Here is a 25082-nt window from a genome sequence, read left to right as displayed (position 1 = left end):
GGGGCTAGCGGCGGCGCATCGCCGACTGCCCCGCGACCGCGCCCATGCCCACGATCAGCAGCAGCGCCACGAGGCCCCAGCGCCGCTGGTCGCGCACGGTGTCGTCGGCCACGACCGCCGCGCCGCCCTGCCGGTCCGGCAGCTCGATGTCGGGCGCCGGCGGGGCGGGCGAGGGCGGGGCCGGTGACGACGGGGTCGGCCCGGGTGGGGTCGGCCGGGGGGCGGGCGGGGGCACGACCGCCGGGTTCGTCGTCGTCGGCGGCACGGGCGGGGGTGGCGGGGGCGGCGGCACGAGCGGCGGTCGGGTCGTCGTGGTGGGCGACGGCGGGTCCGGTGGGTCGGGCGGATCGGGTGGGTCGGGCGGATCGGGTGGGTCCGGCGGGTCCGGTGGGTCGACCGAGGGCGGCGGCGCGTACAGGCAGCCGGACGCGTCGGTGGTGTGCCGCGACGGCCGGGACGAGATCTCGGTGACCAGGCCCGAGCCGTCCAGGGCGATCCGGTAGAGCGTGCTGCGGCCGTCGTGGCGGTTGTTGGTGGCGTACAGCGAGCCGTCCGGGCTCAGGGTCACCGCGCCGTACGCGCTGCCCGCGGGCAGGCGGCCGACGCCGCGCACCGTGGTCACCCGGCCGGTGTTCGGGTCGATCTTCACCACCTCGGGGCGGCCGTGCCCCCGCGTGGCCACGCCGTACAGCAGGCCGTCGGCGGCGTTGAGGTCGAAGTCGTCCACGGTCAGGCCGTGGGCGGGCCACAGCGACGCCTCGTGCGTGATGCGCCCGAACCCCGGCCCGTTGCGGTTGATGTCGACCGAGTACAGCCACGGGCCGACCCGCACCACCAGTCGCTCGCCCACCACCGCGCCGGCGTTCGCGTGCCGCAGCAGGTGGACGGGCTTGGACGGGGCGCCGACGAGCCGGCCCGAGCGGTCGAGGGAGACCACCCGGCCGTCGTCGTCCACCCCGTACACGAGGTCCTGGGCGTGCGAGTAGCCGATCGCGTTGAGCCGCCGGTCGAGCGTGCCCAGCTGCGTGGCGGCCCCGGTCGGGAAGTCCAGCCGGAACACCGCCGAGGGCCCGTGCCCCGCCTCCACCTGGAGGACGGTGCACGTCGCCTGCGCCAGGAGCTCGATCATCCGAACCGCGCGACGGCCGCCTGGAACGCCTCGGGCGTGACGTCCGCGCCCCCGGCGAACGGGTTCTGGAGCTGGTAGGTGGCGTACAGCAACAGGGTCAGGGTCGCGGCCAGGGTGGCGGTGACGATGATGTGCGTGCGCAGCTTCGGGCCGCCGCCGAACAGCAGCGGCAGGAACACCGCCAGCACGGTGCCGATGGCCAGCACGAACCAGATGACCGCGGTGACGCCGCCGCCGGCCGCGTCGAGCCGCGACTGGCGGGCCTCGTAGACGTCCCACAGCTTCGTGGCGGCCTCGGTCTTGCGGTCGATCTGCCACGTGTCCTCGGCGGGCGCCTCGGCCACCACGCGGCGCAGCCGGTCGAGCTGGTCCCAGCCCGTGTCGGAGGACTCCCGGCCCTCGCGCATCGCGGGCCACTCGTCGTTGATGACCGTGGTGGCGTAGGCGCGCGACAGCGCCCTGACCTCATCGCCGACGGCCGGGGAGATCGCCTCGCCCGCCCAGGTGGCGGCGACCAGGCCGTCCGCCTCCTGGTAGGAGGCCGCCTCGGCGTCGGCCACCGCGTCGAACAGGGCGATGAGGACGAACGCCACCAGCACGGCGTGCAGGCCCGCCACGATCGTGAAGACCTGGTTGGACGCCTCGCTGTTGGCGTCCCGGGTCTCGGCGTCGCCGTACCGGCGGATCAGGTAGGTCAGCACCGCGGTGGTGAGGGCCGCGCCGCCGACCCACAGCAGACCTATGAGGTAGATGCTCATCCCGGCCCCCGCGAGTCCCGAGAGGCATTCCACAGATCTGCGAATTCCACGTATCGCACCGTAGTCATGAATTCACACTCGATACAAGGCGATTCATCCTTGCGCGGTCGAACAACAAACCCACAGGTGACCCGGGTAGACCATAGCACCTGACCAGGCCGTTCCGCTCCGCCGGAATGCGGCTATCTACCCCCGAAGGGATTACCACCCTAATCCGAAAGAGTGCATTCCGCGATGACCCAGAGTTGTCGAAAAGTGCTCACCTTCGCCTCATCCGGCGAACAGCGACACCTGTCCCCCTGACGTGCGGCCGACCACGGGCACCGGCGGCGACAGCCGCCGCGCACGATCGTGCGCGGCGACCACCCCGGGCGGGTGATCGCCGGGCACGGAGCCGGTCACGCCGAACCGCAGCGCCACGCCGACCCGGAGCGGCACGGACACCGGGGTGCTCCTCCCGCCGGTTGGGCACCGGTGCCCAACCGGCGGGAGGGGCACCCGGTCCGGTCGCGCGGTCAGGCCCGACGGGAACGGCACGCCGGTCCGGTCGCGCGGTCAGGCCCGGCGGGAACGGCCCACCGCGACCCGCGCCGCCACGTCCGGCCGGAACAGGGCCGTCGGCGGGTCGAGCAGGCCGGTGACCCGGATGAACATCCGCGCCACCCGGGGGTCGTGGGCCGCCGCGCGCTGCACCCGGGCGACGTACCGGTTGAGCAGCCGGGTGGACGGCGACCGGTGGCCGGCCACCTGCGGCAGCGCCAGGTCGCCGAGCGCGTTGAGCAGCCACACCGGGTCGACGATGCGGGCCGCCGCGCGGAAGAACCGGCCCGCCAGGTCGCCCTCGCCCGCGCGCAGGCAGCGGCGCAGCGCCTCGGCCTCCAGCGCGGCGACCGTCATGCCCTGGCCGTAGATCGGGTTGAAGCTGCACAGCGCGTCGCCGAACACCAGCAGCCCCAACGGGAAGTCGCGCAACCGCTCGTAGCGGCGGCGCAGGCTGGTCGGGAAGCGGTGCAGCAGCGGCTCGGTCAACGGCGACGCGGACTCGATCGCCCGGAACACCGAGGGCGGCGCGGCGCGGCGCACGAACTCCAGGTGGCCCCGCTCGTCGACGGGCGGGTGGACGCCGCCGACGCCGACCGCGGTGAGCATCCACCGGTCGCCGCCGTGCTTGGCCAGCGCGAACCCGGTCGGCCGCGCGGGCGCCGGGCCGACCAGCACCAGGTGGTCCGGGAACGGCTCGGTCAGCCTGACCAGCCGGCTGACGTAGGCGGCGTCCACCTCGATCCGCTCCTCGACCGGCGCGGGGTGGCCGAGCGCCCCCAGCCACGTCGCCGCCCGACCGCCGCGGCCCGTGGCGTCCACCACGAGGTCGGCGGCCAGCACCCGCTCCACCCCGTCGCGCACGACCCGCGCCCCGGTGACCCGCCCCCGCTCGGACACCAGCCCGACCGCCTCGCACCCGGTCCGGACCTCCACGCCGGGCAGGTCGGCCACGCGTTCGCGGACGGCGCGCTCCAGCACCGGCCTGGGCACCTGCACGGCCGGCACGCCGACGTCCGCGCGGGCGAACTCGTGGCCGCCCAGCACGAGGTGGGCGCCCGCGAAGTCCGCGCGCGGCGAGCCCTCCTCGACGAGCCGTTCGGAGAGGCCGGGAAACATGGCGTCGAGGGCCTGGACGCCCCGTGGCAGGAGGGTGTGGAAGTGCCTGCCCTGCGGCACCCCGCGCCGGTGGTCCGGACCCGGCGGGAGCGCGTCCCGGTCGAGCACCACCACCTCGTCGTGCAGTCCGGCCAACGCCCGCGCGGCCAGCAGGCCGCCCATGCTCGCACCCAGCACCACAGCAGTCGACATGCCTCGACCCTGGCACGGGTGGGGCGCGTGGTGAAGCCGGTTCCGCGGCGGCCAACACCACCCGCCGGAGGAGGTGCGGGACCGTTCGGTGTCATCGCCCGTTCGGTCCCACCGGCGGTTCGGCGTGATCGGCCGTTCGGCGTCGGCGGTGTTGGCGGCGTTGGCGGTGTTGGTGTTGGTGTCGGCGGGGATGGCGCCGGCGTCGGGCGCGCGGCGCTACCGGATGGTCGAGTCGCGCACCACCGGGTTCGCCGCGCCGAGGAAGAAGATCCCCCGGTAGCCCGGCGTCTCGAAGCCCGCGCTGGGGTTGCGGCGCAGGGTGGAGCCCTCGACGCTCATCGTGCCCGTGCGGTCGTTGCTGACGAAGAACACCGCGCCGCCGCCCTCGTTGGCCCGGTTGTCCTCCACCACGCTCCCGGCGATGCGGAGGTCGAACGCGTTGCCGTCGGCGTAGATCGCGCCGCCGCTGCCGCCGCCCGGGGTGCCGGCCCGCGCGGGGTTCGCGCCGCGCCCCACCGCGGAGTTGCCGCGCAGCACGCTGTTCAGCACCACCCAGGACACGCCGATGCCGCTCAGCGCCCCGCCGTTGGCGCAGGTGCCGCCGTCGAAGGTGCTGTCGACCACGAACACCGGCCCGCCCCGGTGCTGACCGAGCACCCGCAGCGCTCCGCCGCCGAGGTCGGGACCGTGCTCGGCGCACCTGTTGCGCAGGAACGTGGAGTTGACGACCTTGACCCGCCCGCCGCGCACGAACACCGCGCCACCGCCACCGCCCTCGGTGTCGTCGCCGGTCGAGTCGCCGTCGACGAGGGTGAGGTTCTGCACGGTCAGCCGGGGGTGGTCCTGGTCCTGGCAGTGCGAGGTGGTGATGCCCTGGGCCCGGTCGCAGGTGTTCTGGTAGAGGATGCGCCGCCGGCCCCCGCCGCTGAGCGTCACCAGTCCCCCGCCGTCGAGGACGGTCTCGGGGCCGGAGTCGTTGCGCACCTTCGCGGTCTCGGCCATCGCGATGGTCACCGGGTCCGGGCCGCAGTCGAACGTGATCACGCCGCCGGCCGCGACCGCCGCGACCACGGCCCGCGAGGTGCAGCCCGCGGGCGTGCCGGCACCGATCACCGTGGTCGGCGAGGAGGTGTCGACGGCGGCGGCCCCCGCCGGCACGGGCGCGCCGCCGGCCGGGTTGCCCGCCCTGGTCGGGGACGGTCGGGCGGGCGGGGACTCCGGGGTGGTCGTGGCGGTGGTCGTGGCGGTGGTCGTCGTGGCGGTGGTCGTGCCGGGAGGAGGAGCGGTGGTGCGCGGTCCGGTGGTGGGGTCGGGCAACGAGGCCAACGGGGTGCCCGCCTCGGGCGCGCCGCAGCCGGAACCCCCCGCCAGCAGGACCACCAGGACCGCGACCACCCAGCCACGCGACATGCCGGGGACCCTAGCCCTCCGCACCGGCACAGACCCCGATTTCGCCTCCAACCTCGGCACCGGGCCCGACACCGGTCACCGCTCTCGCCTCGGCACCAAGCCCGATACCGACCCCGGTTGACAGCGGAATGTGTGAGTGGTTGATTACACCTGTGCCGGGACCCACGCGTGAACGCCGACTCTCCACCGCCGAGGAACGCCGCGACACCGTGCTGCGGACCGCACTCGGCGCGTTCGCGGCACGCGGCTACTACGGCACGACCACCGGCGAGGTCGCCAAGTCCGCCGGGATCTCGCAGGCTTACGTCTACCGGCTGTTCCCGGACAAGGAGGCCCTGTTCGTCGCGGTGGTCGAGCACTGCTTCGCGCGGATCAGGGAGAGCCTGGCCGACGGGGTGGCCGGGGCCGGGGGCAGCACGCCCGAGGCGGTCCTCTCCGCGATGGGCGAAGCCTACGCGCGGCTGATCGCCGAGGAGCGGCCGCTGCTGTCGGTCCAGATGCACGCCCAGTGCGCGGCGCTGTCCGAGCCGGCCGTGCGCGAGGTGGTGCAGCGCGGGTACGCCCGCGCGACCGAGTACGTGCGGGGCGTGTCCGGGGCGGACGAGGCGCGGGTGCAGGAGTTCTTCGCCAGGGGCATGTTGTGCCACCTGGTGGTGGCGTCCGCGGCGGACGAGGTGGACGCGCCCTGGGCGCGGACGCTGTCCGCCGGTATCCGCCACTACTGAGCCCGCCGGCCGTTGACGCGGGCCCGGGTCGGTCCTACGTTCGGGGAACGCCGCCTCGTCAACGTCGTCGAGGGAAGGCACATCGTCGTGGCACTCAGTCGACGCGGTTTCCTGGTGGGCAGCGGGGCCGGCCTGGGGCTCGGGCTCGGGCCCGCCGCCTCCGCCCGGACCGGGGCGGCCGCCTGGGAAACGGTCATCAGCGGCTCGTTCGCGAACTACGGCACGTTCGAATCGGTCTGGAACTACCGCTACCCGTGGGGGTCGGACCACAACGGGTCGGCGCGCATGTACGCCAACGCGTCGGACCACAACCACGTGTTCCTGGAGGGGTCCACGCTGGTGCTCAAGGCCACGCGCATCACCTGGGACGAGGGCACCAGCTCGGCCGACCCGCACCTGCCGATCCGGTACCACTCGGGCGCGGTCCACGCCAAGCAGCACGTGCTGGTCTCCGACCAGTTCCCGAACTGGGAGGTCCGGGGCGAGTTCCAGGCGCCGTCGGCGCGCGGCACCTGGCCCGCGTTCTGGCTGACCGGGGTGAACTCGTGGCCGCCGGAGAGCGACATCCTGGAGTACAAGGGTGACGCGCGGAACTGGTTCAACACCTACCGGAACGCGAGCGGGGGCTGGTCGAACACCATCCGCCCGGTCTCGAACCCCGGTTCCTGGCACGAGTACCGGGCGTGGATCGCGAAGGTGAGCCCCACCGACGTGGACATCCACTACTACCTGGACGGCACCTGGGTGGGGCAGCACCGGGGCGCCGACTTCGTCGGCAAACCCCTGTGGATCGTCATCAACCTCCAGATGGAGGGGTCGTCGGGGAGCTCCGGCCCCACCTCCGACACCCTCTACCGCGCCCGCAACCTCTACGTGGGCCGCACCCGCTCCTGACCCGCGAGTCGTACGTCCAGACCGGGCGAGTCGTACGCCCAGGACCCCCGAGTTCACCGTTCGCGCGCCACCGGGCGGAGCGGGTGCGGACGTCGTCAGGCGTCGAGGAACGGGATCAGCTGCTCCTCCTCGTAGGTCAGGTGCGCTTCGAGGTCGGTGATCAGCCGGTCGACGTCGGCGCGGAGGGTGGCCGGGTCGTTGCGGTCCAGGGTCCGCCGGAGCTCGGCCAGCAGGCCGGCGATGTGCTCGTGCTCCCCGCGCAGGCGGTCCAGGGTGGGGCCGAGCTCCGGGAACCTGGTCTCCAGCCCCGGGAACGTGCCGGTGTCCTCGGCGGTGTGGTGGAAGCTCAGGCCCTGGCACGCGGTCAGGCAGTTGACCTTGAGCTGGGCGCCGAGGGTGGTGCCGGAGGCGGCCACCTCGCTCCGGATCGTCCGGAGTTCACGGCGGAAGGCGTCGTGGACCAGCTTCAGCGCCGCGCCCCAGCTGGACGCGTTGGGCGGACCGCCGGCGACCTGTTCCAGGGCCACCACGGGAATCCGCCGGGTGGTCTTGGCCTGGTACTCGGCCCAGCCGGGATCGGCCTCCACCGCGCGGGCCCACACCGCGTCCCGCTCGGCCCCGGCGAGGACGACCGCCTTGGCGTCGTAGGTGAAGACCCCGTCCTCGACCTGGACGACCGGGTTCGCCCTGAGGTTGTGGAACCAGGCGGGGTGGCGCGGGGAGCCGCCGGCCGAGGCGATGACCAGGATGCGGTCCCCGTCCGGCAGGTAGCCGACGGGGGTGGTGTGGCGGTCGCCCGACCGGGCGCCCGTGGTGGTCAGCAGGACGAGCCTGCCGCCCTCGAACGGGCCGCCCACGCGGCCGTTGTTGGCGCGGAACTCCTCGATCACCTGCCGGTTGAAATCCATGCGTCGTGCTCCTCTGCTCGGAAATGGCCCGTTTTGGGCATGGCGGTGCCACCACGGCATTGTTCGGCCGTGTTCGGGCAGCGCTTTGTGGTCGAAGTCGCGAAATGCCCCGGGCGAACGGGAACGGTTCGCGCGGGTGTCGGCGCGGCAGGTCGCGCCGGGGCGGTCGTGCGCGCGGGTGCGCCGGTGAACGCCCTGGAGGTGGGTGCGTCGCGCGGACGTGCGCCGATGGCCGCCGCGGCGAGGCGGCAGCGGGGGACGTCACGTGGCGAAGTGCGCGGAAACCCGGTGGCGCGGCGGACCTCGGGCCCGCCCGGCGGTCACGCCGTGGCCGGGGAACTCTCTCGTGCTTGGCTCAAGGCCGACCCGGCAGTCACGGGCGCGAGCTTATCGGGAATCGCGCACAGCGGCAATGTTCCCGCGAACGCGGTGGGAAAAGCGGTGGTTCAGGCCCGCATGACGGTGGCGATCGGAATCCTGGCCGCGCGCAGGGCGGGGACCAGGCCGCCGAGGACGCCGGCCACCAGGCCCGCGATGACGCCCGCCACGCCCGCCTGCCACGGGAACCCCACCTCCGCCAGCGCCGGGAAGCGGGAGCCGAACAGGGTGCCCGCCACCCGGAGCGCCAGGGCGGCGGCGCCGATGGCCAGCGCGGCGGTCAGCAGGCCCGTCAGGAGGGTCTCCGCCAGGACTATGCCCGCCAGGAGCAGGCGGGGTGTGCCCACGGCCCGGCGGAGCGCGAACTCCTCCACCCGCTCCCCCACCGTCGCCAGGCCCACGTTGAGGATGCCCGCGACGCCGATCAGCAGCACCAGCGCGGCCAGGCCCAGGAAGATCCAGCGCATCAGCGACAGCTGGGTGGACATGCGCTCCAGGGTCTGCACCGTGGTGGCGGAGATGGCCTCCTCCCGGGTGCCGGACGCGAGGAGCCTGGCCCTGAGTGTGTGCTCGACCTCCGCGCCCGCCGGGGAGATGAGGACCTGGAGGCCCGCACCCCGCCGGGGGTCGCCCAGGCCGGACACCGGGAGCCAGTTGAGCAGCTCGTCGGCGCGGACGTAGGCGGTGGGGCGGTAGCCGCCGTCGTCCACCACGCCGACGAACCGCGGGGTGGGGTTGTGGGTGGCGCCGTCCAGGCGCATCTCCGCCGGGACCCGGTGGCGGGTGAACGCCCTGGCCGCGTGCTCGTTGAGGACCAGCCCCGGCGACAGGGACGGGTCGCCGGTGAAGTCCAGCCACCGGCCCCCGGTCGGGCGGAAGGGGCGGAAGGGGCGGATGTCACCCGTCAGCCCGACCAGCTCCAGCTCGACGGCCTGCCCCGGCGGCACGTCGGCGTTCCCGTCGTCCAGGGGGCGGCAACCGGTGGCGTCACAGGTCATCGCGGGGCCGTAGGCGGGTTCGTCCACGGGGCCGCCGCCCTCGTTGACGGGCTTCACGCCCGGTTCGCCGATGATCGCGCGGGTCGTGGTCACGGCCACCGCGTCGGTGCGGCCGCGCAGGACTTCGAGGGCCACCGGGACGGTCCGCCCCTCCGGCGACAGGTACACCTGGCGCGTGCCGTCCCGGCCCTGCTGGAGCTCCACGTCCTCCAGCACGGCCCGGTTGGCGATCACCGAACCCGCCTGCACCGCCACCACCGCCAGCACGCCCATGAACAGGCTGATCATGGACAGGAACGTGCGCAGCTTGCGGGCCCTGATGCCCTGGCCGCCGATGACGAGCGCCGACCGGAGCCGGCCGGAGAACCCGATCACGTCAGCACGCCCCCGGTCAGCCGGAGGGTCCGGTCCATCTTGGCCGCGTGGTCCCGGTCGTGGGTGACCAGCACCAGGGCGCAGCCCCGCTCGGTGGTCTTGCGCAGCACCTCCACCACGAGGTTGCCGGTCTCGGTGTCCAGGGCGCCGGTGGGCTCGTCGGCCAGGACGACGCGCGGTTCCCGGACGAGGGCGCGGGCGATGGCCACGCGCTGCTGCTCGCCGCCGGAGAGCCGGGGCGGCTTGTGCGCGGCCAGGTGCGCGATGCCGACGCGGTCGAGCGCGGCCAGCACCTTCGCCCGGCGCTTGCGGCGGGGCAGCCAGCCCTGGCCGTTGACCAGGGCCATGGCCACGTTCTGCGCGGCGGTGAGGTGCTTGAGCAGGAAGAAGCGCTGGAACACGAAGCCGAACTCGGCGCTGCGCAGCGCGGCGGCCCGGCGTTCGGGCAGGCGGGTGATGTCCTGCTCCCCCAGCAGGTACCGGCCGCCGTCCGGGCGGTCGAACAGGCCGATGAGGCTGAGCAGGGTGCTCTTGCCCGATCCCGAGCGGCCGAGGATGGCGACGCTGTCGCCGCCGTGCACGGTGAGGTCCACGCCGGCCAGGATGGTGCGCGGCTCCTCCTGGCCCTTGAGGGTCTTGGTGATGCCGTCGAGGGTGAGCAGCGCGGTCACCGGTCGGCCGCCGGGGGGAGGTCGGGTCCGGGCACGGCCAGGGTCTCGTCGCCGGTGAGGCCCGACCTGATCTCGACCACCCGGCCGTCGGTGAGGCCGAGTTCGACGTCCCGGGTCTGCTTGGCGCCGTCGGGGCCCACCACGTCGACCTTGCCCCGGCCCTGGCCGCCGGCGACCGCCTCGATCGGCACGACGAGCGCGTCCAGCGCGGTCGCGGTGACCAGTTCGAGGGTGGCGGTGGCGCCGTTGATCAGCCGCACGTCGGCGGGCGCGGTGCAGACCAGGCGCAGGCCCGTGGGTTCCGAGGAGGAGGCGGGCGGGGCGTCGTCCGGCGGCACCTGGACGTCAGCGGGGTCCGGGACGTCGGCGGGGTCCGGGACGTCGCGCGGCGGCGGGGCGGGGACGGTGCCGGGCGGCAGCGCGGCGATGGTGCCCAGGAGCGCGCAGGCGAACGGGCCGGGGCCGTTCTTGATCTGCGCCTGCACGGTGCCCCGCGCGGCGTCGGCGATCCGGTACGCCTGCTCGCCGTTGATGTCGGCGACGATGCCGTAGCCGGCGTGCCTGGCCGACGCGATGGGCATGCCCGCGGTGACGGTGGCGCGGTCGTCGACCAGGCGCCCGCCGAACGTCGCGCCGGCGGGCACGTCCACGTTGTTGGGCTTGCCCTGGTCCCACACCGTGGCGAAGCGGGTCGGCCTGGTCGGCGTGCCGGTGGTCTCCGGGACGACGAGGTAGCGCACCTGGCCCGCGACCGGCGAGGCGATGCCGAACACCGGGTTCATGGTGACCGTGCCGGTCAGGCTCACCTTGTTCGTCAGGTCCTGCCGGGTCGGCTCGGCCGTGGTCCGCACGGTGCCGCGCGGGGCCAGGTCCGGGTCGAGCGGCTCGGGTCCGGTCGAGGTGCACGCGGCCGCGGCGAGCGCCACCGCGGCCAGCCCGCACGCGCGGACGAAGGCGTTGTCCAACACCGGTCCCCCCAAAGCCGATCCCCTGTCCGGTCGCGCCAACCTACCGGTATGACGCCCGTGGGGGTGGGGAGGTTGCCCGGCCTACTGCACGGCGTGCAACCTGCCGTCCGCGCCCTCCAGGCAGCGCGCGCTGCCCGCGCCGCTGGTGACGAACTCGGTGATGCAGTTGCCCAGCTGCTCGTGCGCGGCGGCGTTGGGGTGGAACGACTGCTGCGCCAGGTGCAGGCCGATGGCGTCGAGCCCGCCGTTGATCAGGGCGTACGGGTCGACGGTGAGCCTGCGCTGCCACTCGCCGCTGGTGGTGGCGCCCTTGCTGCACCCCTCGCGGTTCTCCGTGGCCCGGGAGAAGTCCAGGAACTTCACGCCGGCGCGGGAGGCCGCGCCGCGCAGCGCCTCGCTGAGCTGCGGCACGGCCACGGTACGGCCGTAGCCGGCGTCGGCCAGCCGCAGCGGGCAGCCCTGCGGGCCGTGCAGGATGCGGTCCATTCGCTCCGTCACCGGGGAGGCGTAGGAGGTGAGGACCAGGTCGTACTGGCCGTTGGCGTAGCCCGCGGCGCTCATCGCGGCGCGCACGTCGCGCAGCGCGGTCTCCACCTTCGGCGCCATCGCGGCGAGCCGGCCGGGCCACTCGCGTTCGAGCGCGGTGCGGCAGGCGGGGCCGAACGGGTTGGCCCACGCGATCACGCAGTCCACCATGGTGTCGGCGAAGCGCGGGTCGTCGTTCGCGCCGACCTGGACCACGACCGCGGTCACCCGGTACTGGCGGGCGATGTCGATCAGCCGCCGGGCCTGCGAGCCCTCGGTGTAGTGCACGGTGTCGGCCAGCGAGACGTTCGCCGAGTCGGCGCCCGAGCAGGCCAGGTTGACCGTCCGGTCGGCCAGCCGCGTGCGGTGCACCATGGCGACGGTCGAGCGGTGGCACCAGTTGCCGTTCTCGCCCTCGGTGCCGTCCTCGTAGGAGCCGGCGCCCTCGCCGGACATGGCGCTGTCGCCGAGCGAGACGACGGCGGTCGGCCGGTCGTCGACCGCGCCCGCGGTGAGGGGGACGGTGACCAGCGCGCCGCCGGCCAGGACGAGGGCGCCGGTGACGGCGGCCCAGAGCTTCCTCGACACGACGGACCTCCACGGGGCGATTCGGTCAACCGACCGTAAGCGGTCGCTCACGGGGTGACAACAGGCCGTTCGGTGGGACGTGCCGGCGGTTCGGCAGTCCGCAGGGGTGGGCCGCCCTTCGGCGGTCGCCGGGGTCCGGGGCTTTGCGACGCTGGGTCCCCGTCGTCGTGGGAGGCCGTATGCGCGCGCTTCTGGTGGCACTGGTGGTGCTCGGCGCCCAGGCGGTGGGGGTGGCCCACGCCGCGGTCTTCACCGCCCGGGTCAACTTCTCGGACCAGGCGACCACCCCGCCCGCGGGGTACGCGCGGGACTTCGGCGAGGCGTACGGGCCGCGGGGCAACGGCCAGACCTACGGCTGGGTGGCGCCGGGCACGACCACGCCGCTGTCGCTGGTCGGCAACGGGCGCAACCGCGGTGGCGGTGGCGACGTGCGGTTGGCGACCCTGGTGCACGCCCAGCTGCCCCCGTCGTCGCCGGGGGTGGCCACGCCGGGCAGCTGGGAGATCGCCGTGCCCGCCGGTTCCTACCGCGTGACGGTGTCGGTCGGCGACGCGGGCACCGCCGTGGACAGCGCGCACTGGCTCAACGTCGAGGACCAGAACGCGGTGGCGGCGTTCAAGCCGACCTCGGCGGTGAAGCACGCGTCGGCGACGCGGGTGGTCGTGGTGACCGACGGGCGGCTGACGCTGTCGCCGGGCGGCGGCGCCAACACGAAGGTGAACCACGTCGACGTGGACGGGCTGCCGGACGGCTCGCCGTCGGTGCGCGCGGCGACGCCGGCGAACCTGGCCACCGGGGTGCCGCCGACCTCCAGCGTGGTGGCGGACCTGCGGTTGCCGGCGGGCGCGGTGGACCCGGCGACGCTGTCCTCCGCCGCGGTGCGGCTGACCCGGGTGTCGGACGGGACCGCGGTGCCCGCGAACGTGATCACCAGCGGGGGCGGCGACGTGGTCAACGTGTCGCCGCTCGCGCCGCTGGCCGCCTCGACGGCCTACCGGTTCGAGGTGACCGATGGGGTGCGGGACGTGGCGGGCACCGCGTTCCAGCCGTTCTCCTCGGTGTTCACCACCGGGACCCCGGCGAGCGCCGGGCCGGTCGCGTTCGAGCAGGTGTTCGGGGTGGCCGGCGGCGCGCCGTTCACCAGCGTGGCGTTCGGGCCGGACGGCAGGCTGTACGCGGCGACGTTCACCGGGCAGGTCAGGCGCTACCCGGTCAACGCCGACGGGACGCTGGGCACCGCGACGGTGATCGACACCGTGCGGGACCACGCGGTCGCGGCGGGGTTGCCGGGCGCGCCGAACCGGACCGTGATCGGGCTGGCGTTCGACCCCGCGTCGACGCCGTCCGCGCCGGTGCTGTGGGTGACCGACAACTTCGGCGGCACGTCCAACGCGCCCGACTGGTCGGGCAAGGTGGCCCGGTTGAGCGGACCGGACCTGGCCACCTACACCGAGGTCGTCACCGACCTGCCGCGGTCGGTCAAGGACCACGAGACGAACTCGCCGGCGTTCGGGCCGGACGGCGCGCTGTACCTGACGCAGGGCTCGATGAACGCCATGGGCGCGGCGGACGCGACGTGGGGCAACCGGCCCGAGCACCTGCTGAGCGCGGCGGTGCTGAAGCTGCACCCGTCGCGGCTGCCGGCGGCGCTGCCGGTGAACGTGCGCACCGAGGCCGGTGGTTCCTACGACCCCTACGCGGCCAACGCGCCGTTGACGATCCACGCCACGGGCGTCCGCAACGCCTACGACCTGGTGTGGCACCGCAACGGCCACCTGTACGTGCCCACGAACGGCTCGGCGGCCGGCGGCAACGCGCCCGCCACGCCGTCGCCGCTGCCCGCGTCGTGCGCGTCGCGGGCGGACGGGCCCTACACCGGGCCCGCGGTGCCGGCGGTGCCGAACAACGCGCAGGCTGAGACCGACTACGTGTTCGACGTGAAGCCCGGGAGGTACTACGGCCACCCGGCCCCGGTGCGCTGCGAGTGGGTGCTCGCGGGCGGCAACCCGACGTCGGCGGCGGACCCGTTCCAGGTGAACGCCTACCCGGTGGGGACTCAGCCGGACCGCAACTTCGACCTGGCGGGCACCTACGACGCGGGGCTGCACGCCTCGGCGAACGGGGCGCTGGAGTACCGGGGCGGCGCGTTCGGCGGCCGGCTGGACGGGAGGCTGCTGGTGGTGCGCTACTCGTCCGGGCAGGACATCCAGTTCTTCGACGTGGCCGCGAACGGCGCGCTGTCGAACCGGACCACCGGCACCACCGGGATGACCGGGTTCAACCAACCGCTGGACCTCGCGCAGAGCCCGACCACCGGGTTCCTGTACGTGACGGAGCTGGGCGCGAGCCGGATCACGCTGCTGCGGCCGGCGGCGTGAGGCTTCAGGGCGCGGCGTGCTCGGCCCTGCGGGTCGGGTACCAGGCGTCGCCCGCGGGTTCGCCCGCCATGTTCCAGCTCCAGGACGTGACGGGCGTGATCCGGACGTAGGTGCCGGGGCCGATCATGCCGACGCGGTCGAAGGGCTGCTCGGCGCGGCCGTAGACGCGGACGCCGCGGGCGATGAGCGGGTGGGCGGAGACCATGTCGTCGAAGACGAGCGCGACCTTGTCGTGGCCCGCCGCCACGTTCCGGTACTTCCTGGTGCGCGGGAACGACCCGCCCGGTCCGCCGACCCAGAAGTAGGCGCCGTCGAACTCGCAGGCGACGGGCACCACGTCGGGCTGGCCGCCGTCGGCGACGGTGGCGAGCCGGGCGAAGGGGCGGGCGCGGAGGTAGGCGAGTTCGGCCTCGGTGAACGACACCGGTCACTCCTGTCGGGTCGGGGGGTGGACGAGGGTAGCGCCCACCACCCGGACGGAGCAGCCGAATTTCTCGGAGTTACTGACGCTTTCACTCTGTTGCAGCAGCGTAACGAGCATATTTGCCCTGTCAAAAGGGTATCCGAGTCTCCCCCGCCCGGTTCGACCGAGGAGCGCGACGATGGGCACCTCAACCACCCTGTCCAGGAGGTCGTGATGGCACACGTGGGAGACCTGATCGACGTCCGCAGCGGAGACGAATTCTACCAACCCACTCCTTTCGGCCTGGTGTACCCGACCTGCACGGCGGACGGCGCGCCGCCGCCCAGCCAGCGCGGGCGGACCTGGGAGCACCTGACCGCTTCCGGCCGCGAGCTCCGGCCGGCGGGCGGGTGAAGCCCGGCGCATACCCACCGACGGGGTCGTAGGCAGCAGCCTACGACCCCTTTTTCGTTGTGGGGCGCGGAAATCGTGCGACCGGGGTGGTCGGCTTCCGTGGTGGAGCACCCGGAACCGGAGCACACGAGCACGGTCATGAAGGCCGACAACGGGCACGTGCCGCAGATCGACGAGGCGTTCGGGCTGCGCAGCACCACGGCGGTGGAACTGGTGGTGGCGCAGGAGGTGGAGGCCCTGGCGGCCCGGCTCGGCGGTTGGCCGGGCGTTGCCGGTGGGGCTGGTCGCCGGTGGGGCTGGTTGCCGGTGTGGCTGGTTGCCGGTCGGCGGCGGCCAGGATGCGTGCTTGACCGGCGGCGGCCGAGTCGCTCCTCGACCGGCGGCTGCCGGCCTCCTCGGTCGGCGGCCCCCCCCCCCGCGGGGCGCCGCCCCCCCCCCGCGGTCGGCGGCTGCCGACCGCGGTCAGCTGGCCGCCAGCATCCCGTCGTCGACCACCAGGTCGAGGCCCTCGACCCAGCGGGCCACGGCGGCGGGCTCCGGCCGCACCGGGCCGCGCAGCCTGGCCAGCACGAACGGCGGCTCGGAGCTGTCGCTCTCCACCGCGACCGCCCAGCCGCGCTCCGCGTCCCACAGCAGGGCCACGTCGCGGTCGGGGAAGCCCGGCAGCCTGCCGTCCAGGGCCAGGTAAGCGGTGTCCTCCTGCACGTAGGAGGACTCGCCGGTGAGCCCCAGCGCACGGGTCACCCGCAGCGCATATGCCCGCAGAGCACGGATCGCGTTCTCGTCGAACTCCCAGTCCATCGCGCACCCCCGAACAACCGGTGGATCACGCCGTCCTCACGGCGCGGTCCGGGGTAGCCCGAAAGAGTGGGTGCGAAACATCGGTGTTTCGTATCACTTGCCCAGCGCGTGACCGGGTCGAGGGCGTGGTGGAGGCGGGTTCCGGTCACCTGACCGGGACGCGGGTCGGGTGACCCCGTTCGGACGCCGCGGTGACCGCCGAGCGCGGGTACCGCTTGCTCCCCGCGGGCCGGCGGCGTTTTCCGCGGTGCGACCGAGGGTAAGGGGGGCTCACCCGACCCTGCGGAGGACCCATGTTCCGGCGGACCGCGGCCGCGCTGGCCGCCCTGCTGTTGACGGTGACCGGGTGTGACGCGGTGGGCGGCCTGCCCGACGTCGCGCCCGGCGGCGGCGCCACCGTGGACCGGGTGCCGCAGGGGACCCCGGACGCGCCGACCGCGCGGAACCTGTTGGCGGGGCTGCCGCTGGCCGAGCCCGGCCGGATGGAGGGCTACGCCCGCGACTGCGACAACGGCGCCGGGTGCGTGTTCGGGCGGCCGTGGGTCGACACCGACGGTGACGGGTGCGACCAGCGCAGCCAGGTGCTGGCCCGCGACCTGACCGACGTGCGGCGCAAGGAGGGCCGGTGCGGGGTCGAGTCCGGGACGCTGCTCGACCCGTACACCGGGGAGACCGCGACCGGCGTGTCGAAGATCCAGATCGACCACGTGGTGCCGCTGGCGGAGATGTGGCGCAGCGGCGCGGCGGGGTGGCCGCAGGACCGACGCGTGGCGGCGGCCAACGACCTGCGCAACCTGATCGCGGTGGCCGGGCGGGTCAACCAGTCGAAGGGCGACCAGACTCCCGACGAGTGGATGCCGCCGAACGCGGCGTACGCGTGCCAGTACGGCCGCGTGTACGTGGGGGTCAAGGCGGAGTACGGGTTGACCGTGACCTCCGCCGAGCGGGCCGCGCTGGAACGGGCGCTGACCTCCTGCGGTTAGCGTTACCCCGGTGGACCGATCGGAGATCTTCGACATCGCGCACCTGCGCCACCCCATCGCGGCGCCGGTCGCGCCCGACCGGTTGCGCGAGCTGGTCGGGTGGTTGAGCCCCGCTGCCGGCGCCCGCGCGGTCGACCTCGGCTGCGGTGAGGGCGAGTGGTTGCAGCAGGTGCTGCTGGACCATCCGGCGACGACAGGCGTCGGGATCGACCACGCGCTGCCTGCCTCGGCCGCCCGGCGCACCGGCGAGCGCGGGCTGACGGACCGGGTGCGGTGGATCGAGACCGACGCCGCCACCTGGAACGACGGGCTCTTCGACGTGGTGCTCTGCGTCGGCGCCCGGCACGCCTTCGGCGGGTTGGAGGACATGCTGGTCGCCGTCCGGCAGCACCTGCGCCCCGGCGGTCAGGCGCTGATCGGCGAGATGATCTGGGAAGGGACCCCGTCCGAGGCGGCGCCGGCCGCGCTCGGGCTCCCGGCCGACTCCGTCCCCGACCTCGCCGGCCTGGTGCGGGCCTTCCACCGGCACGGCCTCGAACCGTCCTTCGGGCACGTCAGCACGCTGACGGAATGGGACGACTACGAGTTCAGCTGGACCGGCTCGCTCGTCGACTGGGCCGTGCGGTCGGCCCCGACCGCCGAGGACCGCGACCAGGCGCTCACCGCCGCCCGCGAGCACCGTGACACCTGGCTCGGCGGCCTGCGGCGTGAGCTCGGGTTCGCCACCTTCGTCCTGCACGACGTCGCCCCCGGACCGGTCTGAGGGGCCGTCGGCCGCTGATCACGAACCACGGCTGGAGCATCAGGCCGCCGGCTCCTCGTCGTCGGTGTCGCCTCAGGGTCGCGCGGGAGCGCTCGGTGTCGCCTCAGGGTCGCGGGGTCCGCACGGCGATCGCGGCCACGTCGTCCAGGTACTCGGCGGTGAACCCGCCCGCCACGGTCTCCGTCTCGGCCACCACGACGGTCGTGCCGTCGAGGGTGTCCGAGTCGTAGTGGTGGGCGGTGAACGGGACGTCCGGCATCAGCAGCAGCGAGCCGGGCAGCGGGGCGATGTCGCCCGTGCCGTGGACGTCCTCGACGCGCTTGAACTCGCGGGCCGCGTCGGCGTCGCCGAACTCGACCCACGCGACCGAGACCACGATGGTGCCGCCCCGGTCGTCGGTGAGGGTGAACAGGGCGCGGTCGAGCGCGACGCAGGGCGTGGCCGTCAGCAGCTGCCGGACCTGGCCGAACGAGTGGGGCACGCACTCGGTGTCCGCGCGCTCCGCCCGGTCCACGACGCGCAGCCCGGAGTCGCGCCAGATCTCGTCCGGGTCCGCGGGCGCGGCCAACCCGCCCGCTCCCGCCGCGACGGCGCCCGCCAGCACGGCCGCCGTGACCACACCACCCGTTCCCACCGCGCCGCCTCCTCCAGCTCCCCTCACCCGCAGGTACCCGGTTCGACTGCGATTCCCACCACCGCCCTCGGTCAGCCGCCGAACGCCCGCACCACAGCGGCCATGTCCGCGGGCTCGCCGTCGTCGGCGGCGCGGTAGTGGTCGAGCAGGACGCGCATGAGCCGGTCGTCGGTGCCCGAGGCTCCCATGGCGGCCACGATCAGCGCGCTGTCCTTGGCCGCGCCGTCGACGCCGAAGGACGGCGTGAAGTCGCCGTCGATCATGGCGTGGCCCTTGGCCTGGGCGTAGGCGCTGTCCACCGGTCCACCCGCGATGCTCTTCAGGAACGTCGCCGGGTCCAGCCCCAACCCGCGCGCGAGCGCCACCGACTGGGCGGTGGCGGCGGTGATCGACAGCACCCAGGCGTTGGCCACGAGCTTGAGCCGCTGGCCGTCACCGGGCCGCTCGCCCGCCCACACGGTGCGGGCGGCGATGGCGGCGAACACCGGTTCGGCCCTGGCGCGCAGCGGTGGCGGGGCGGCGGCGAGCACGGTCAGCGTGCCCTGCTCGGCCGGTTGGCGGGTGCCGAGGACCGGCGCGTCCACGAAGCCGACGCCGTGCCCGGCCGCGAGCCGGGCCAGCCGCTCGCCGCCGTCGAGGCCGACGGTCGCGCACTGCACCCAGGTGGCGCCCCGCCGGGCCGACGGCAGCGCGACGGCCATCACCTCGGCGGTCGCGTCGGCGTCGAAGAGCATCGTGACCACGACGTCGGCGCCCTCCACCGCCGCGGCCGGGTCCTCGGCCACCCGTGCCCCGGCCTCGGCGAGCGGACGGGACTTGTCCGCGCTGCGGTTCCACACGACCACGTCCAGCCCGGCTCGCAGGAGGCTGCGCGCCATGCCGGCGCCCATCAGACCGGTTCCCAGCACTGCTACGACCACGGGGACAAGATCCCACCGGGGTCGGGGTGGCGCACCTGGAGGGGTGGGCCTGCGGGGGACGGTCTCCGGGACGGCCTCCGAGGGTCTCCCGCGAGGCCACCGGCCGAACACCCGGCAGGGGTCCCCGCCCAGGGGACCCCTGCTTTTATCTTGCCGGCGGGGTACGACAATTTCCGGCGGTCACGATCACCTCGGCGGTCACGACCACCTCGGCGGTCAGGACCACCTCGGCGGTCAGGACCACTCCGGCGGTCACGGCATCCCGGCCCGTCCCCTGACCACGGCACCTGACCACGGCACCTGATCACCGCACCTGATCACCGCCCACGATCACGGCAGCGCGGGCAGGTAGGTCGGGGCCCGTCGCGCCGGGGCCGCCCGCTCGAAGGCCGCCGCCAGCCTCAGGACCTCGGCGTCCGCGCCGTGGCCCGCCATGAAGGACACGCCGATCGGCAGGGGGCCGGCGAACCCGGCCGGGACCGTGGCGTTCGGGTAGCCCGAGACCGCCGCGGGCGTGGAGGAGCCCAGCTCGAAGGCGTCGCCGGTGGCGTGGTCGGTCTTCCAGGCGGGGCCGTTGGTCGGGGCCATGATCGCGTCCAGGCGGTGCGCGGCCAGCACCTCGTCGATCGAGCGGCGCGCCAGCTCGGTGGCGGTGCGGCGCTGCTCGCGGTAGGTCGGGTCGGTGATCGGGGGCGCTCCCTGCGCCTGGTGGAACAGCTCCTGGCCGAAGCGGCTCAGCTCGACCGGGTCGGCCTCGTTGAACGCGATCAGCGCGCCCAGGGTCTTCGGCACACCCGGCCGGGTCCCCAGGTACTCCTCCAGGTCGTGCTTGAACTCGGTGATCAGCGCCGGGAACTCCGCCGCGTCGATCCGGTCCTGGTGGGGCAGGTCGACCTCGACGACCACCGCGCCCTGCCGCCGCAGCACGTCCACCGCCGACCGCACCACCCGGTCCGCCTCGGCGTCGACCCCGCTCTTGCGCCACACGCCGACGCGGGCGCCGCGCAGCGCGCCGGGGGTGAGCTCGCGGGCGTAGTCGGCGCCGCGACCCTCCAGGGCCGACATCAGGACGGCGGCGTCCACGACGTGCCGGGCCATGGGGCCCGCGGTGTCCTGCCGGGCCGAGATCGGCACGACGCCGTCACCGCTGACCTTGCCCAGGGTCGGCTTGAGGCCCACGACGCCGTTCTGGCCCGCCGGGCACACGATCGAACCGTCGGTCTCGGTGCCCACCGCGACCTGCGCCAGCGACGCCGCCACGGCCGCGCCCGAACCCGACGACGAGCCGCACGGGTTGCGGTCCAGCACGTGCGGGTTGTGGGTCTGCCCGCCCACGCCCGACCAGCCGGACGTGGAGCGCGTGGAGCGGAAGTTCGCCCACTCCGACAGGTTGGTCTTGCCCAGCAGCACGGCCCCGGCCGCGCGCAGGCGCTTGACCAGCTCCGCGTCGTCGCGCGGCGGGACGCGCAGCGCCCGGGAGCCGGCGGTGGCGCCGGTGCGGGTGTCGATGTTGTCCTTGAGCAGCACCGGGATGCCGTCCATCAGCCCGCGGGCCTGGCCCCGGGCGCGCCGGTGGTCGCTCTCGGCCGCCTCGCGCAACGCCGCCGGGTTCACCGCGACCACCGACCGGACCTTCCGGTCCACGGTGTCGATGCGCCGCAGGTAGGCGCGGGTCAGGTCGACGGCGGTCAGGGTGCCCGCGTCCATCCGGCGGACCAGTTGCGGGATCGTGGCCGCGTCCAGGTCGAGGGCCGGGCGCGGGTCGGCGAGGGCGGGTGGTGCGGCGACGAGCACGCACAGCAGCGCCGCGAGCAGGGATCGCATGAGGCCCAGCCCAGACCCGCGGGCCGGACCGGTCAACCCCCCGGTGGTCGCTGCTCGGGGATTTCCGGGTCGGTGCCGGCGAGCCGGGTGTGCAGGCGCTCGCGGATCTCCTCGGGCGTGTAGGCGCGGCGCTTGCGCTCCGCGCGGGCGATCACCGCGCCGGTCGCCGCGACACCCGCGACACCGGCCAGGCCGAGGAGCTTCCACCACCGCATCTGCCTAGGCTACCGGGATGGCGGGAACGAAGATCGGTCTGGACGAGGCGGTGGAGCTCACCCGCACCGGCGACGTGTGGCTGTTCCGCGGCAGCTCCGTCGCCGACCGCGCGATCCGGGTGACGACCAACAGCCCCGTGAACCACGTGGGCATGACGGTGGCGGTCGAGGACCTGCCGCCGCTGATGTGGCACGCCGAGCTGGGGCGTTCGCTGCCCGACGTGTGGACCGGCACCCACCACCGCGGCGTGCAGCTGCACGACCTGCGCGAGGCGGTGCTGGTGTGGGCGCGCAGGTACGGGCAGCGGGCGTGGCTGCGCCAGCTGGACGTGCCGACGACCGCGGCGCAGGACGACGCCGTGCTCAGGACCGTCGCGCGGCTCAACGGCACGCCGTTCCCCTCCACGGCCCGGCTGGCGTCGCGGTGGCTGCGCGGTCGCCTGCCGAACCTGCGGCGGAAGGTCGACTCGACCCTGGAGACCGCCTACTGCGCCGAGGTGGTGGCGGTCACCTACGAGGCGATGGGCCTGCTGCCGGCCGGGCGGCGGGCGAACTGGTACGACCCGGGGCGGTTCTGGAGCGGTGACGAGCTGGAGCTGCTGGACGGCGCGCGGCTGGGCGAGGAGATCGCGGTGGAGATCCCGGACTGACCGGCTCCGATCCGCGACCGGTCCGGGACGGATTCGCGACCGGTCGGGGCGATGCGGGGAAACCGGGGGTGCGGGACCGGCCGCCGCCCTACCATCCGAGCGGTGAGCTGGCGTTGGGGTGTGGCGTTGGTGGCGGTCCTGCTGGCGGGGTGCGCGGCGCGGGCCGACGTGCCCGAGGAGCCGGCGCCGACCGGCCTGCTCGGCGCGCTGGCGGGGGTGCGGGCGGTCGACGGCGCGGCCGAGTTCGTCGAGTACGGGGACGTGGCGGCCGTGCGCGCGCTCGTGGCCCGGGACCCGGAGCGCTTCCGCGGCCTGGAGGGCTACGGGTACTCCCCCCTCGCCGCGGTGGGCGGCGGGCTGGCGGACGTGGTCGGCTTCGACCCGGCGCGGGCCACGTCGGCGCTGCGCGTGGGCCGGTCGGCGTGGGCCTCGGTGGTGCGGGCGGAGGTCGACGTCGCCGCGGTGGAGGCGCGGCTCACCGCCCTCGGCGGGCGGCGCGACGGGAGTGGCACCTGGACCACCGCGGCCGACGGCGCGGTCTCCCCGGACGGCCCGTTGGCGCGGGTGGGCGTGGTGACCGGGTTCCAGCGGGTGCGCGTGGCGCCGGGCTCGGTGGTCCACGCCACCGGCGGGGAGGCGTTGGGGTGGGTCACCGAGCCCGGCGACCGGACGCTGGCCGCGGACCCGATGATCGGCGAGCTGGCCCGCTGCCTGGGCGAGGTGCCGGTGGCGCTGGTCGCCAAGCCGAAGACGGGCCTGCCGGTGGCGGTGGGCGTGCGGGCGTCGCCCACCGCCACCGGTGAGGCGACCGAGGTGGTGTGCGTGCCCGACGAGAACCCGAAGGCCCTCGCCGGGCGCGTCCGGGACAACCTGGGTACCGGCGCGGCTACCGGTGGCGAGCCGTGGTCGACCGCGCTGCCCGGCGCGCTGGTCGAGCAGCCCGCCGACCAGAGCGGCGTGGTGCGGGTGCTCGTGCCCGCCGGGCCGGGGACGCGGGCCGGTCGGGTGCTCCTGGCGTGGCAGCGCGGTGACCTGCCGGCGCTGTTCTCCTGAGGTCGGCCCGGTCATCAGGTCCGGACCGGCAGTCGGGACGGTCGGGTCCGGACCGGTCGGGCACGGGCGGTCGGCTCCGGACCGTCGGCCGGGACGGTCAGGCCGGGCGTCGGGCGACCTGCTCCCGGCGGGCCTCCACCGACGAGCCGGACTCCCGCCGCGCCATCCGGCGCAGCACCACGAGCGCGAGCGCGAACCCCACGACCGCCCACGCGCCCAGCGCGACCACCGTCTCCGGGTGCCGCCACGAACCGCCGACCTCGGCGGCCGCCAGCGCGTCCGGGAGCAGCGCCGACCGCAGGCCCAGGCCCAGCCAGTAGACCGGGAACGCCTGGCCCGCCCACTGCACCCAGCCGGGCAGCGCGGTGATCGGGTAGAACACGCCCGACACCGCCACCAGGACCATGATCAGCAGGGTGACGAAGCTCAGCGACTGCGTGCCGCCGAACACCGCGCCCAGCACCGCGCCGAGCGGCAGCGTGGCCAGCAGCCCCAGCAGCAGCACCCAGGCCAGCGCCACCCACGTCCACACCCGGCCGGGCGCCAGGCCGTCGAACAGCAGCACCGCCGGCACCAGCACGATCGCCAGCACCGCCACCGTCGTCGCGGCCCTGCCCAGCACCTTGCCCAGGACGTAGGCGAACAGGCCGTTCGGCGTGGCCTTGGCGCGCAGCAGCGTGCCGTCCTCCCGGTCCACCAGCAGCGCCATGGCCACCCCCAGGAGGCCGGTGAACACGACGTTCATCCCGAGGACGCCGGGAACCGCCTGCGCGCCCAGCGGGAAGTCCACCCCCGGCACCGGGCTGTCCCCGATCACCAGCATCACCACCAGCGCGACCGCGGGCAGCCACAGCCAGCCGATCAGCTCGCCGGCGTTGGTCATGGTCTGGGTGAACTCGATCCGCCCCCGCCGCAGGCCCGCGCGTACGGCCACCACCCGGGCGTTCACGCGCCCACCGGCTCGGACTCGCGCACCAGCGCCAGGTACACGTCCTCCAGGCTCGCCCGGCGCACCTCCAGGTCGTCGACCGCCCGGCCGTGCTCGGCGAACAGCTCGCGCACGTAGTCGGTGGAGTCGGCCACGGAGAGCACGTGCTCCTCGCCGTGCAGCCGGTAGCGCACCTCGGCCTCGCCCGCGATGCGCGCGGCCAGCTCCGCCGCGGTGCCGTCGGCGACCACCCGGCCCGCCACCAGGACCACGATCCGGTCGGCCAGCTTCTCCGCCTCGGCCAGGTCGTGCGTGGTGAGCAGGACCGCGGTGCCCTGGAGCCGCCCCAGCAGCTCGTGGAACCCGCAGCGCGCCTCGGGGTCGAACCCGACCGTCGGCTCGTCCAGGAACAGCAGGTCCGGGCGACCGACCAGGCCGACCGCCACGTCCAGCCGACGCCGCTGGCCGCCGGACAGGGTGGCGACCCGGCTGCGCGCGTGGTCGGTCAGCCCGACGAGCGCCAGCAGCTCGTCCGCGCCCAGCACGTCCGCGCGGTAGGGCTCGTAGAGCATCCCCAGGTAGGACAACAGCTCCCGCACCCGCCACCGCCCGTGGTCGCGCCAGGACTGGAGCACCACGCCCAGCCGCGCCCGCCACGCCTCGTCCCCCCGGTTCGGGTCGACGCCCAGGACGCGCACCTCGCCCGCCGACCGCTTCCGGAAGCCCTCCAGGACCTCGATCGTCGTCGTCTTGCCCGCCCCGTTCGGGCCGAGCAGCGCCACCACCTCCCCCTCGGCGACCGTCAGGTCGACCCCGTTCACCACGTCCCGCGACCCGTAGCGCATGCGCAGGCCGCGCGTTTCCACGACAGGGCGTTCGCCCCGGTCATCGGCAACTGTCACACCTTCAACCGTATCGTTGAAGTACCCTGTTGAGAC

26 protein-coding genes are annotated in these 25082 nt (G+C 74.6%); 8 read left to right on the top strand and 18 right to left on the bottom strand.

Features of this window, described 5'->3' with window-relative positions; all coding sequences use genetic code 11:
- Positions 1-4: 4 nt before the first annotated feature.
- The 5 genes from ACFP3R_RS16055 to ACFP3R_RS16035 form a co-directional block, all read right to left on the bottom strand.
- Complete coding sequence (locus tag ACFP3R_RS16055) at positions 5-1129, bottom strand: DUF6923 family protein (RefSeq protein ID WP_380636998.1); 1125 nt, start codon at positions 1127-1129, stop codon at positions 5-7.
- Positions 1126-1887, bottom strand: a complete 762-nt coding sequence (locus ACFP3R_RS16050) for a bestrophin-like domain (RefSeq protein ID WP_380636997.1) — start codon at positions 1885-1887, stop codon at positions 1126-1128. The genes ACFP3R_RS16055 and ACFP3R_RS16050 overlap by 4 nt, the downstream gene beginning before the upstream one ends.
- A 270-nt stretch (positions 1888-2157) precedes the next feature.
- Positions 2158-2331 (bottom strand): hypothetical protein, encoded by a 174-nt coding sequence (locus tag ACFP3R_RS16045; protein WP_380636996.1) that lies wholly within the window; start codon positions 2329-2331, stop codon positions 2158-2160.
- A 111-nt stretch (positions 2332-2442) separates the two neighbouring features.
- Entirely contained in the window at positions 2443-3738 is a 1296-nt protein-coding gene (locus ACFP3R_RS16040) for an NAD(P)/FAD-dependent oxidoreductase (protein ID WP_380636995.1), read from the bottom strand.
- A gap of 216 nt (positions 3739-3954) precedes the next feature.
- Complete coding sequence (locus ACFP3R_RS16035) at positions 3955-5148, bottom strand: hypothetical protein (protein WP_380636994.1); 1194 nt, start codon at positions 5146-5148, stop codon at positions 3955-3957.
- 209 nt (positions 5149-5357) lie between these two features.
- Here ACFP3R_RS16035 and ACFP3R_RS16030 point away from each other — a divergent pair, with 209 nt between their 5' ends.
- The gene (locus ACFP3R_RS16030) at positions 5358-5873 is read left to right on the top strand and encodes a TetR/AcrR family transcriptional regulator (RefSeq protein ID WP_380636993.1); all 516 of its coding nucleotides are present in this window, start codon (positions 5358-5360) and stop codon (positions 5871-5873) included.
- Positions 5874-5960: 87 nt separating this feature from the next.
- Positions 5961-6767, top strand: a complete 807-nt coding sequence (locus tag ACFP3R_RS16025) for a glycoside hydrolase family 16 protein (RefSeq protein WP_380636992.1) — start codon at positions 5961-5963, stop codon at positions 6765-6767.
- A gap of 95 nt (positions 6768-6862) precedes the next feature.
- On the opposite strand, the gene ACFP3R_RS16020 is transcribed toward ACFP3R_RS16025, so the two are convergent.
- The 5 genes from ACFP3R_RS16020 to ACFP3R_RS16000 all read right to left on the bottom strand — a co-directional run bounded on the left by ACFP3R_RS16020 (position 6863) and on the right by ACFP3R_RS16000 (position 12178).
- Complete coding sequence (locus tag ACFP3R_RS16020; protein WP_380636991.1) at positions 6863-7675, bottom strand: nitroreductase/quinone reductase family protein; 813 nt, start codon at positions 7673-7675, stop codon at positions 6863-6865.
- Between the two features lie 446 nt (positions 7676-8121).
- Entirely contained in the window at positions 8122-9426 is a 1305-nt protein-coding gene (locus ACFP3R_RS16015) for an ABC transporter permease (RefSeq protein ID WP_380636990.1), read from the bottom strand.
- Positions 9423-10097, bottom strand: coding sequence for an ABC transporter ATP-binding protein (locus ACFP3R_RS16010; protein ID WP_380636989.1), 675 nt, complete (start codon positions 10095-10097; stop codon positions 9423-9425). Before ACFP3R_RS16010 ends, ACFP3R_RS16015 begins: the two co-directional genes overlap by 4 nt.
- Positions 10094-11062 carry an efflux RND transporter periplasmic adaptor subunit gene (locus ACFP3R_RS16005; RefSeq protein WP_380636988.1) on the bottom strand — a complete coding sequence of 323 codons (969 nt, stop codon included), beginning with the start codon at positions 11060-11062 and terminating at the stop codon, positions 10094-10096. The genes ACFP3R_RS16010 and ACFP3R_RS16005 overlap by 4 nt, the downstream gene beginning before the upstream one ends.
- 84 nt (positions 11063-11146) lie before the next feature.
- Positions 11147-12178, bottom strand: a complete 1032-nt coding sequence (locus ACFP3R_RS16000) for a GDSL-type esterase/lipase family protein (protein WP_380636987.1) — start codon at positions 12176-12178, stop codon at positions 11147-11149.
- A 179-nt stretch (positions 12179-12357) separates the two neighbouring features.
- Here ACFP3R_RS16000 and ACFP3R_RS15995 point away from each other — a divergent pair, with 179 nt between their 5' ends.
- Positions 12358-14556 carry a PQQ-dependent sugar dehydrogenase gene (locus tag ACFP3R_RS15995; RefSeq protein ID WP_380636986.1) on the top strand — a complete coding sequence of 733 codons (2199 nt, stop codon included), beginning with the start codon at positions 12358-12360 and terminating at the stop codon, positions 14554-14556.
- A 4-nt stretch (positions 14557-14560) separates the two neighbouring features.
- On the opposite strand, the gene ACFP3R_RS15990 is transcribed toward ACFP3R_RS15995, so the two are convergent.
- Positions 14561-14980 (bottom strand): PPOX class F420-dependent oxidoreductase, encoded by a 420-nt coding sequence (locus tag ACFP3R_RS15990; RefSeq protein ID WP_380636985.1) that lies wholly within the window; start codon positions 14978-14980, stop codon positions 14561-14563.
- Between the two features lie 213 nt (positions 14981-15193).
- Between ACFP3R_RS15990 and ACFP3R_RS15985 the strand changes: the two genes are divergently transcribed.
- Entirely contained in the window at positions 15194-15373 is a 180-nt protein-coding gene (locus tag ACFP3R_RS15985; protein ID WP_380636984.1) for a hypothetical protein, read from the top strand.
- Positions 15374-15835: 462 nt separating this feature from the next.
- On the opposite strand, the gene ACFP3R_RS15980 is transcribed toward ACFP3R_RS15985, so the two are convergent.
- A complete protein-coding gene (locus tag ACFP3R_RS15980) occupies positions 15836-16174 on the bottom strand; it encodes a DUF6292 family protein (protein WP_344035831.1) in 339 nt (112 codons plus the stop codon).
- Between the two features lie 293 nt (positions 16175-16467).
- On the opposite strand from ACFP3R_RS15980, the gene ACFP3R_RS15975 reads away from it, so the two are divergent.
- Together ACFP3R_RS15975 and ACFP3R_RS15970 are read left to right on the top strand one after the other, a co-directional pair.
- Positions 16468-17157 carry an HNH endonuclease family protein gene (locus ACFP3R_RS15975; protein ID WP_380636983.1) on the top strand — a complete coding sequence of 230 codons (690 nt, stop codon included), beginning with the start codon at positions 16468-16470 and terminating at the stop codon, positions 17155-17157.
- Between the two features lie 10 nt (positions 17158-17167).
- Positions 17168-17920 carry a class I SAM-dependent methyltransferase gene (locus ACFP3R_RS15970; protein WP_380636982.1) on the top strand — a complete coding sequence of 251 codons (753 nt, stop codon included), beginning with the start codon at positions 17168-17170 and terminating at the stop codon, positions 17918-17920.
- A 103-nt stretch (positions 17921-18023) separates the two neighbouring features.
- Here the strand turns inward: ACFP3R_RS15970 and ACFP3R_RS15965 are convergent, their stop codons facing one another.
- The 4 genes from ACFP3R_RS15965 to ACFP3R_RS15950 form a co-directional block, all read right to left on the bottom strand.
- Positions 18024-18554, bottom strand: coding sequence for a hypothetical protein (locus ACFP3R_RS15965; protein ID WP_380636981.1), 531 nt, complete (start codon positions 18552-18554; stop codon positions 18024-18026).
- A 71-nt stretch (positions 18555-18625) separates the two neighbouring features.
- Positions 18626-19474, bottom strand: a complete 849-nt coding sequence (locus ACFP3R_RS15960; RefSeq protein ID WP_380636980.1) for an NAD(P)-dependent oxidoreductase — start codon at positions 19472-19474, stop codon at positions 18626-18628.
- 330 nt (positions 19475-19804) lie between these two features.
- The gene (locus tag ACFP3R_RS15955) at positions 19805-21298 is read right to left on the bottom strand and encodes an amidase (protein ID WP_380636979.1); all 1494 of its coding nucleotides are present in this window, start codon (positions 21296-21298) and stop codon (positions 19805-19807) included.
- 32 nt (positions 21299-21330) lie between these two features.
- The gene (locus tag ACFP3R_RS15950) at positions 21331-21513 is read right to left on the bottom strand and encodes a hypothetical protein (RefSeq protein WP_380636978.1); all 183 of its coding nucleotides are present in this window, start codon (positions 21511-21513) and stop codon (positions 21331-21333) included.
- 17 nt (positions 21514-21530) lie between these two features.
- Here ACFP3R_RS15950 and ACFP3R_RS15945 point away from each other — a divergent pair, with 17 nt between their 5' ends.
- A complete protein-coding gene (locus ACFP3R_RS15945) occupies positions 21531-22163 on the top strand; it encodes a hypothetical protein (RefSeq protein ID WP_380636977.1) in 633 nt (210 codons plus the stop codon).
- A gap of 102 nt (positions 22164-22265) precedes the next feature.
- Positions 22266-23216 carry a hypothetical protein gene (locus tag ACFP3R_RS15940; protein ID WP_380636976.1) on the top strand — a complete coding sequence of 317 codons (951 nt, stop codon included), beginning with the start codon at positions 22266-22268 and terminating at the stop codon, positions 23214-23216.
- Positions 23217-23313: 97 nt separating this feature from the next.
- Here the strand turns inward: ACFP3R_RS15940 and ACFP3R_RS15935 are convergent, their stop codons facing one another.
- On the bottom strand, positions 23314-24165 hold the full coding sequence (locus ACFP3R_RS15935) for an ABC transporter permease (RefSeq protein WP_380636975.1): 852 nt from the start codon (positions 24163-24165) through the stop codon (positions 23314-23316).
- Entirely contained in the window at positions 24162-24989 is an 828-nt protein-coding gene (locus tag ACFP3R_RS15930; protein WP_380637139.1) for an ABC transporter ATP-binding protein, read from the bottom strand. The genes ACFP3R_RS15935 and ACFP3R_RS15930 overlap by 4 nt, the downstream gene beginning before the upstream one ends.
- Positions 24990-25082: the final 93 nt, after the last annotated feature.

Origin of the sequence: Saccharothrix lopnurensis (genome assembly GCF_042658445.1) — a bacterium.
Taxonomy (GTDB): Bacteria; Actinomycetota; Actinomycetes; order Mycobacteriales; family Pseudonocardiaceae; genus Actinosynnema; species Actinosynnema lopnurensis.
Note: the sequence above shows the minus strand (reverse complement) of the source record. Positions and strands in the feature narration are given on the sequence as shown.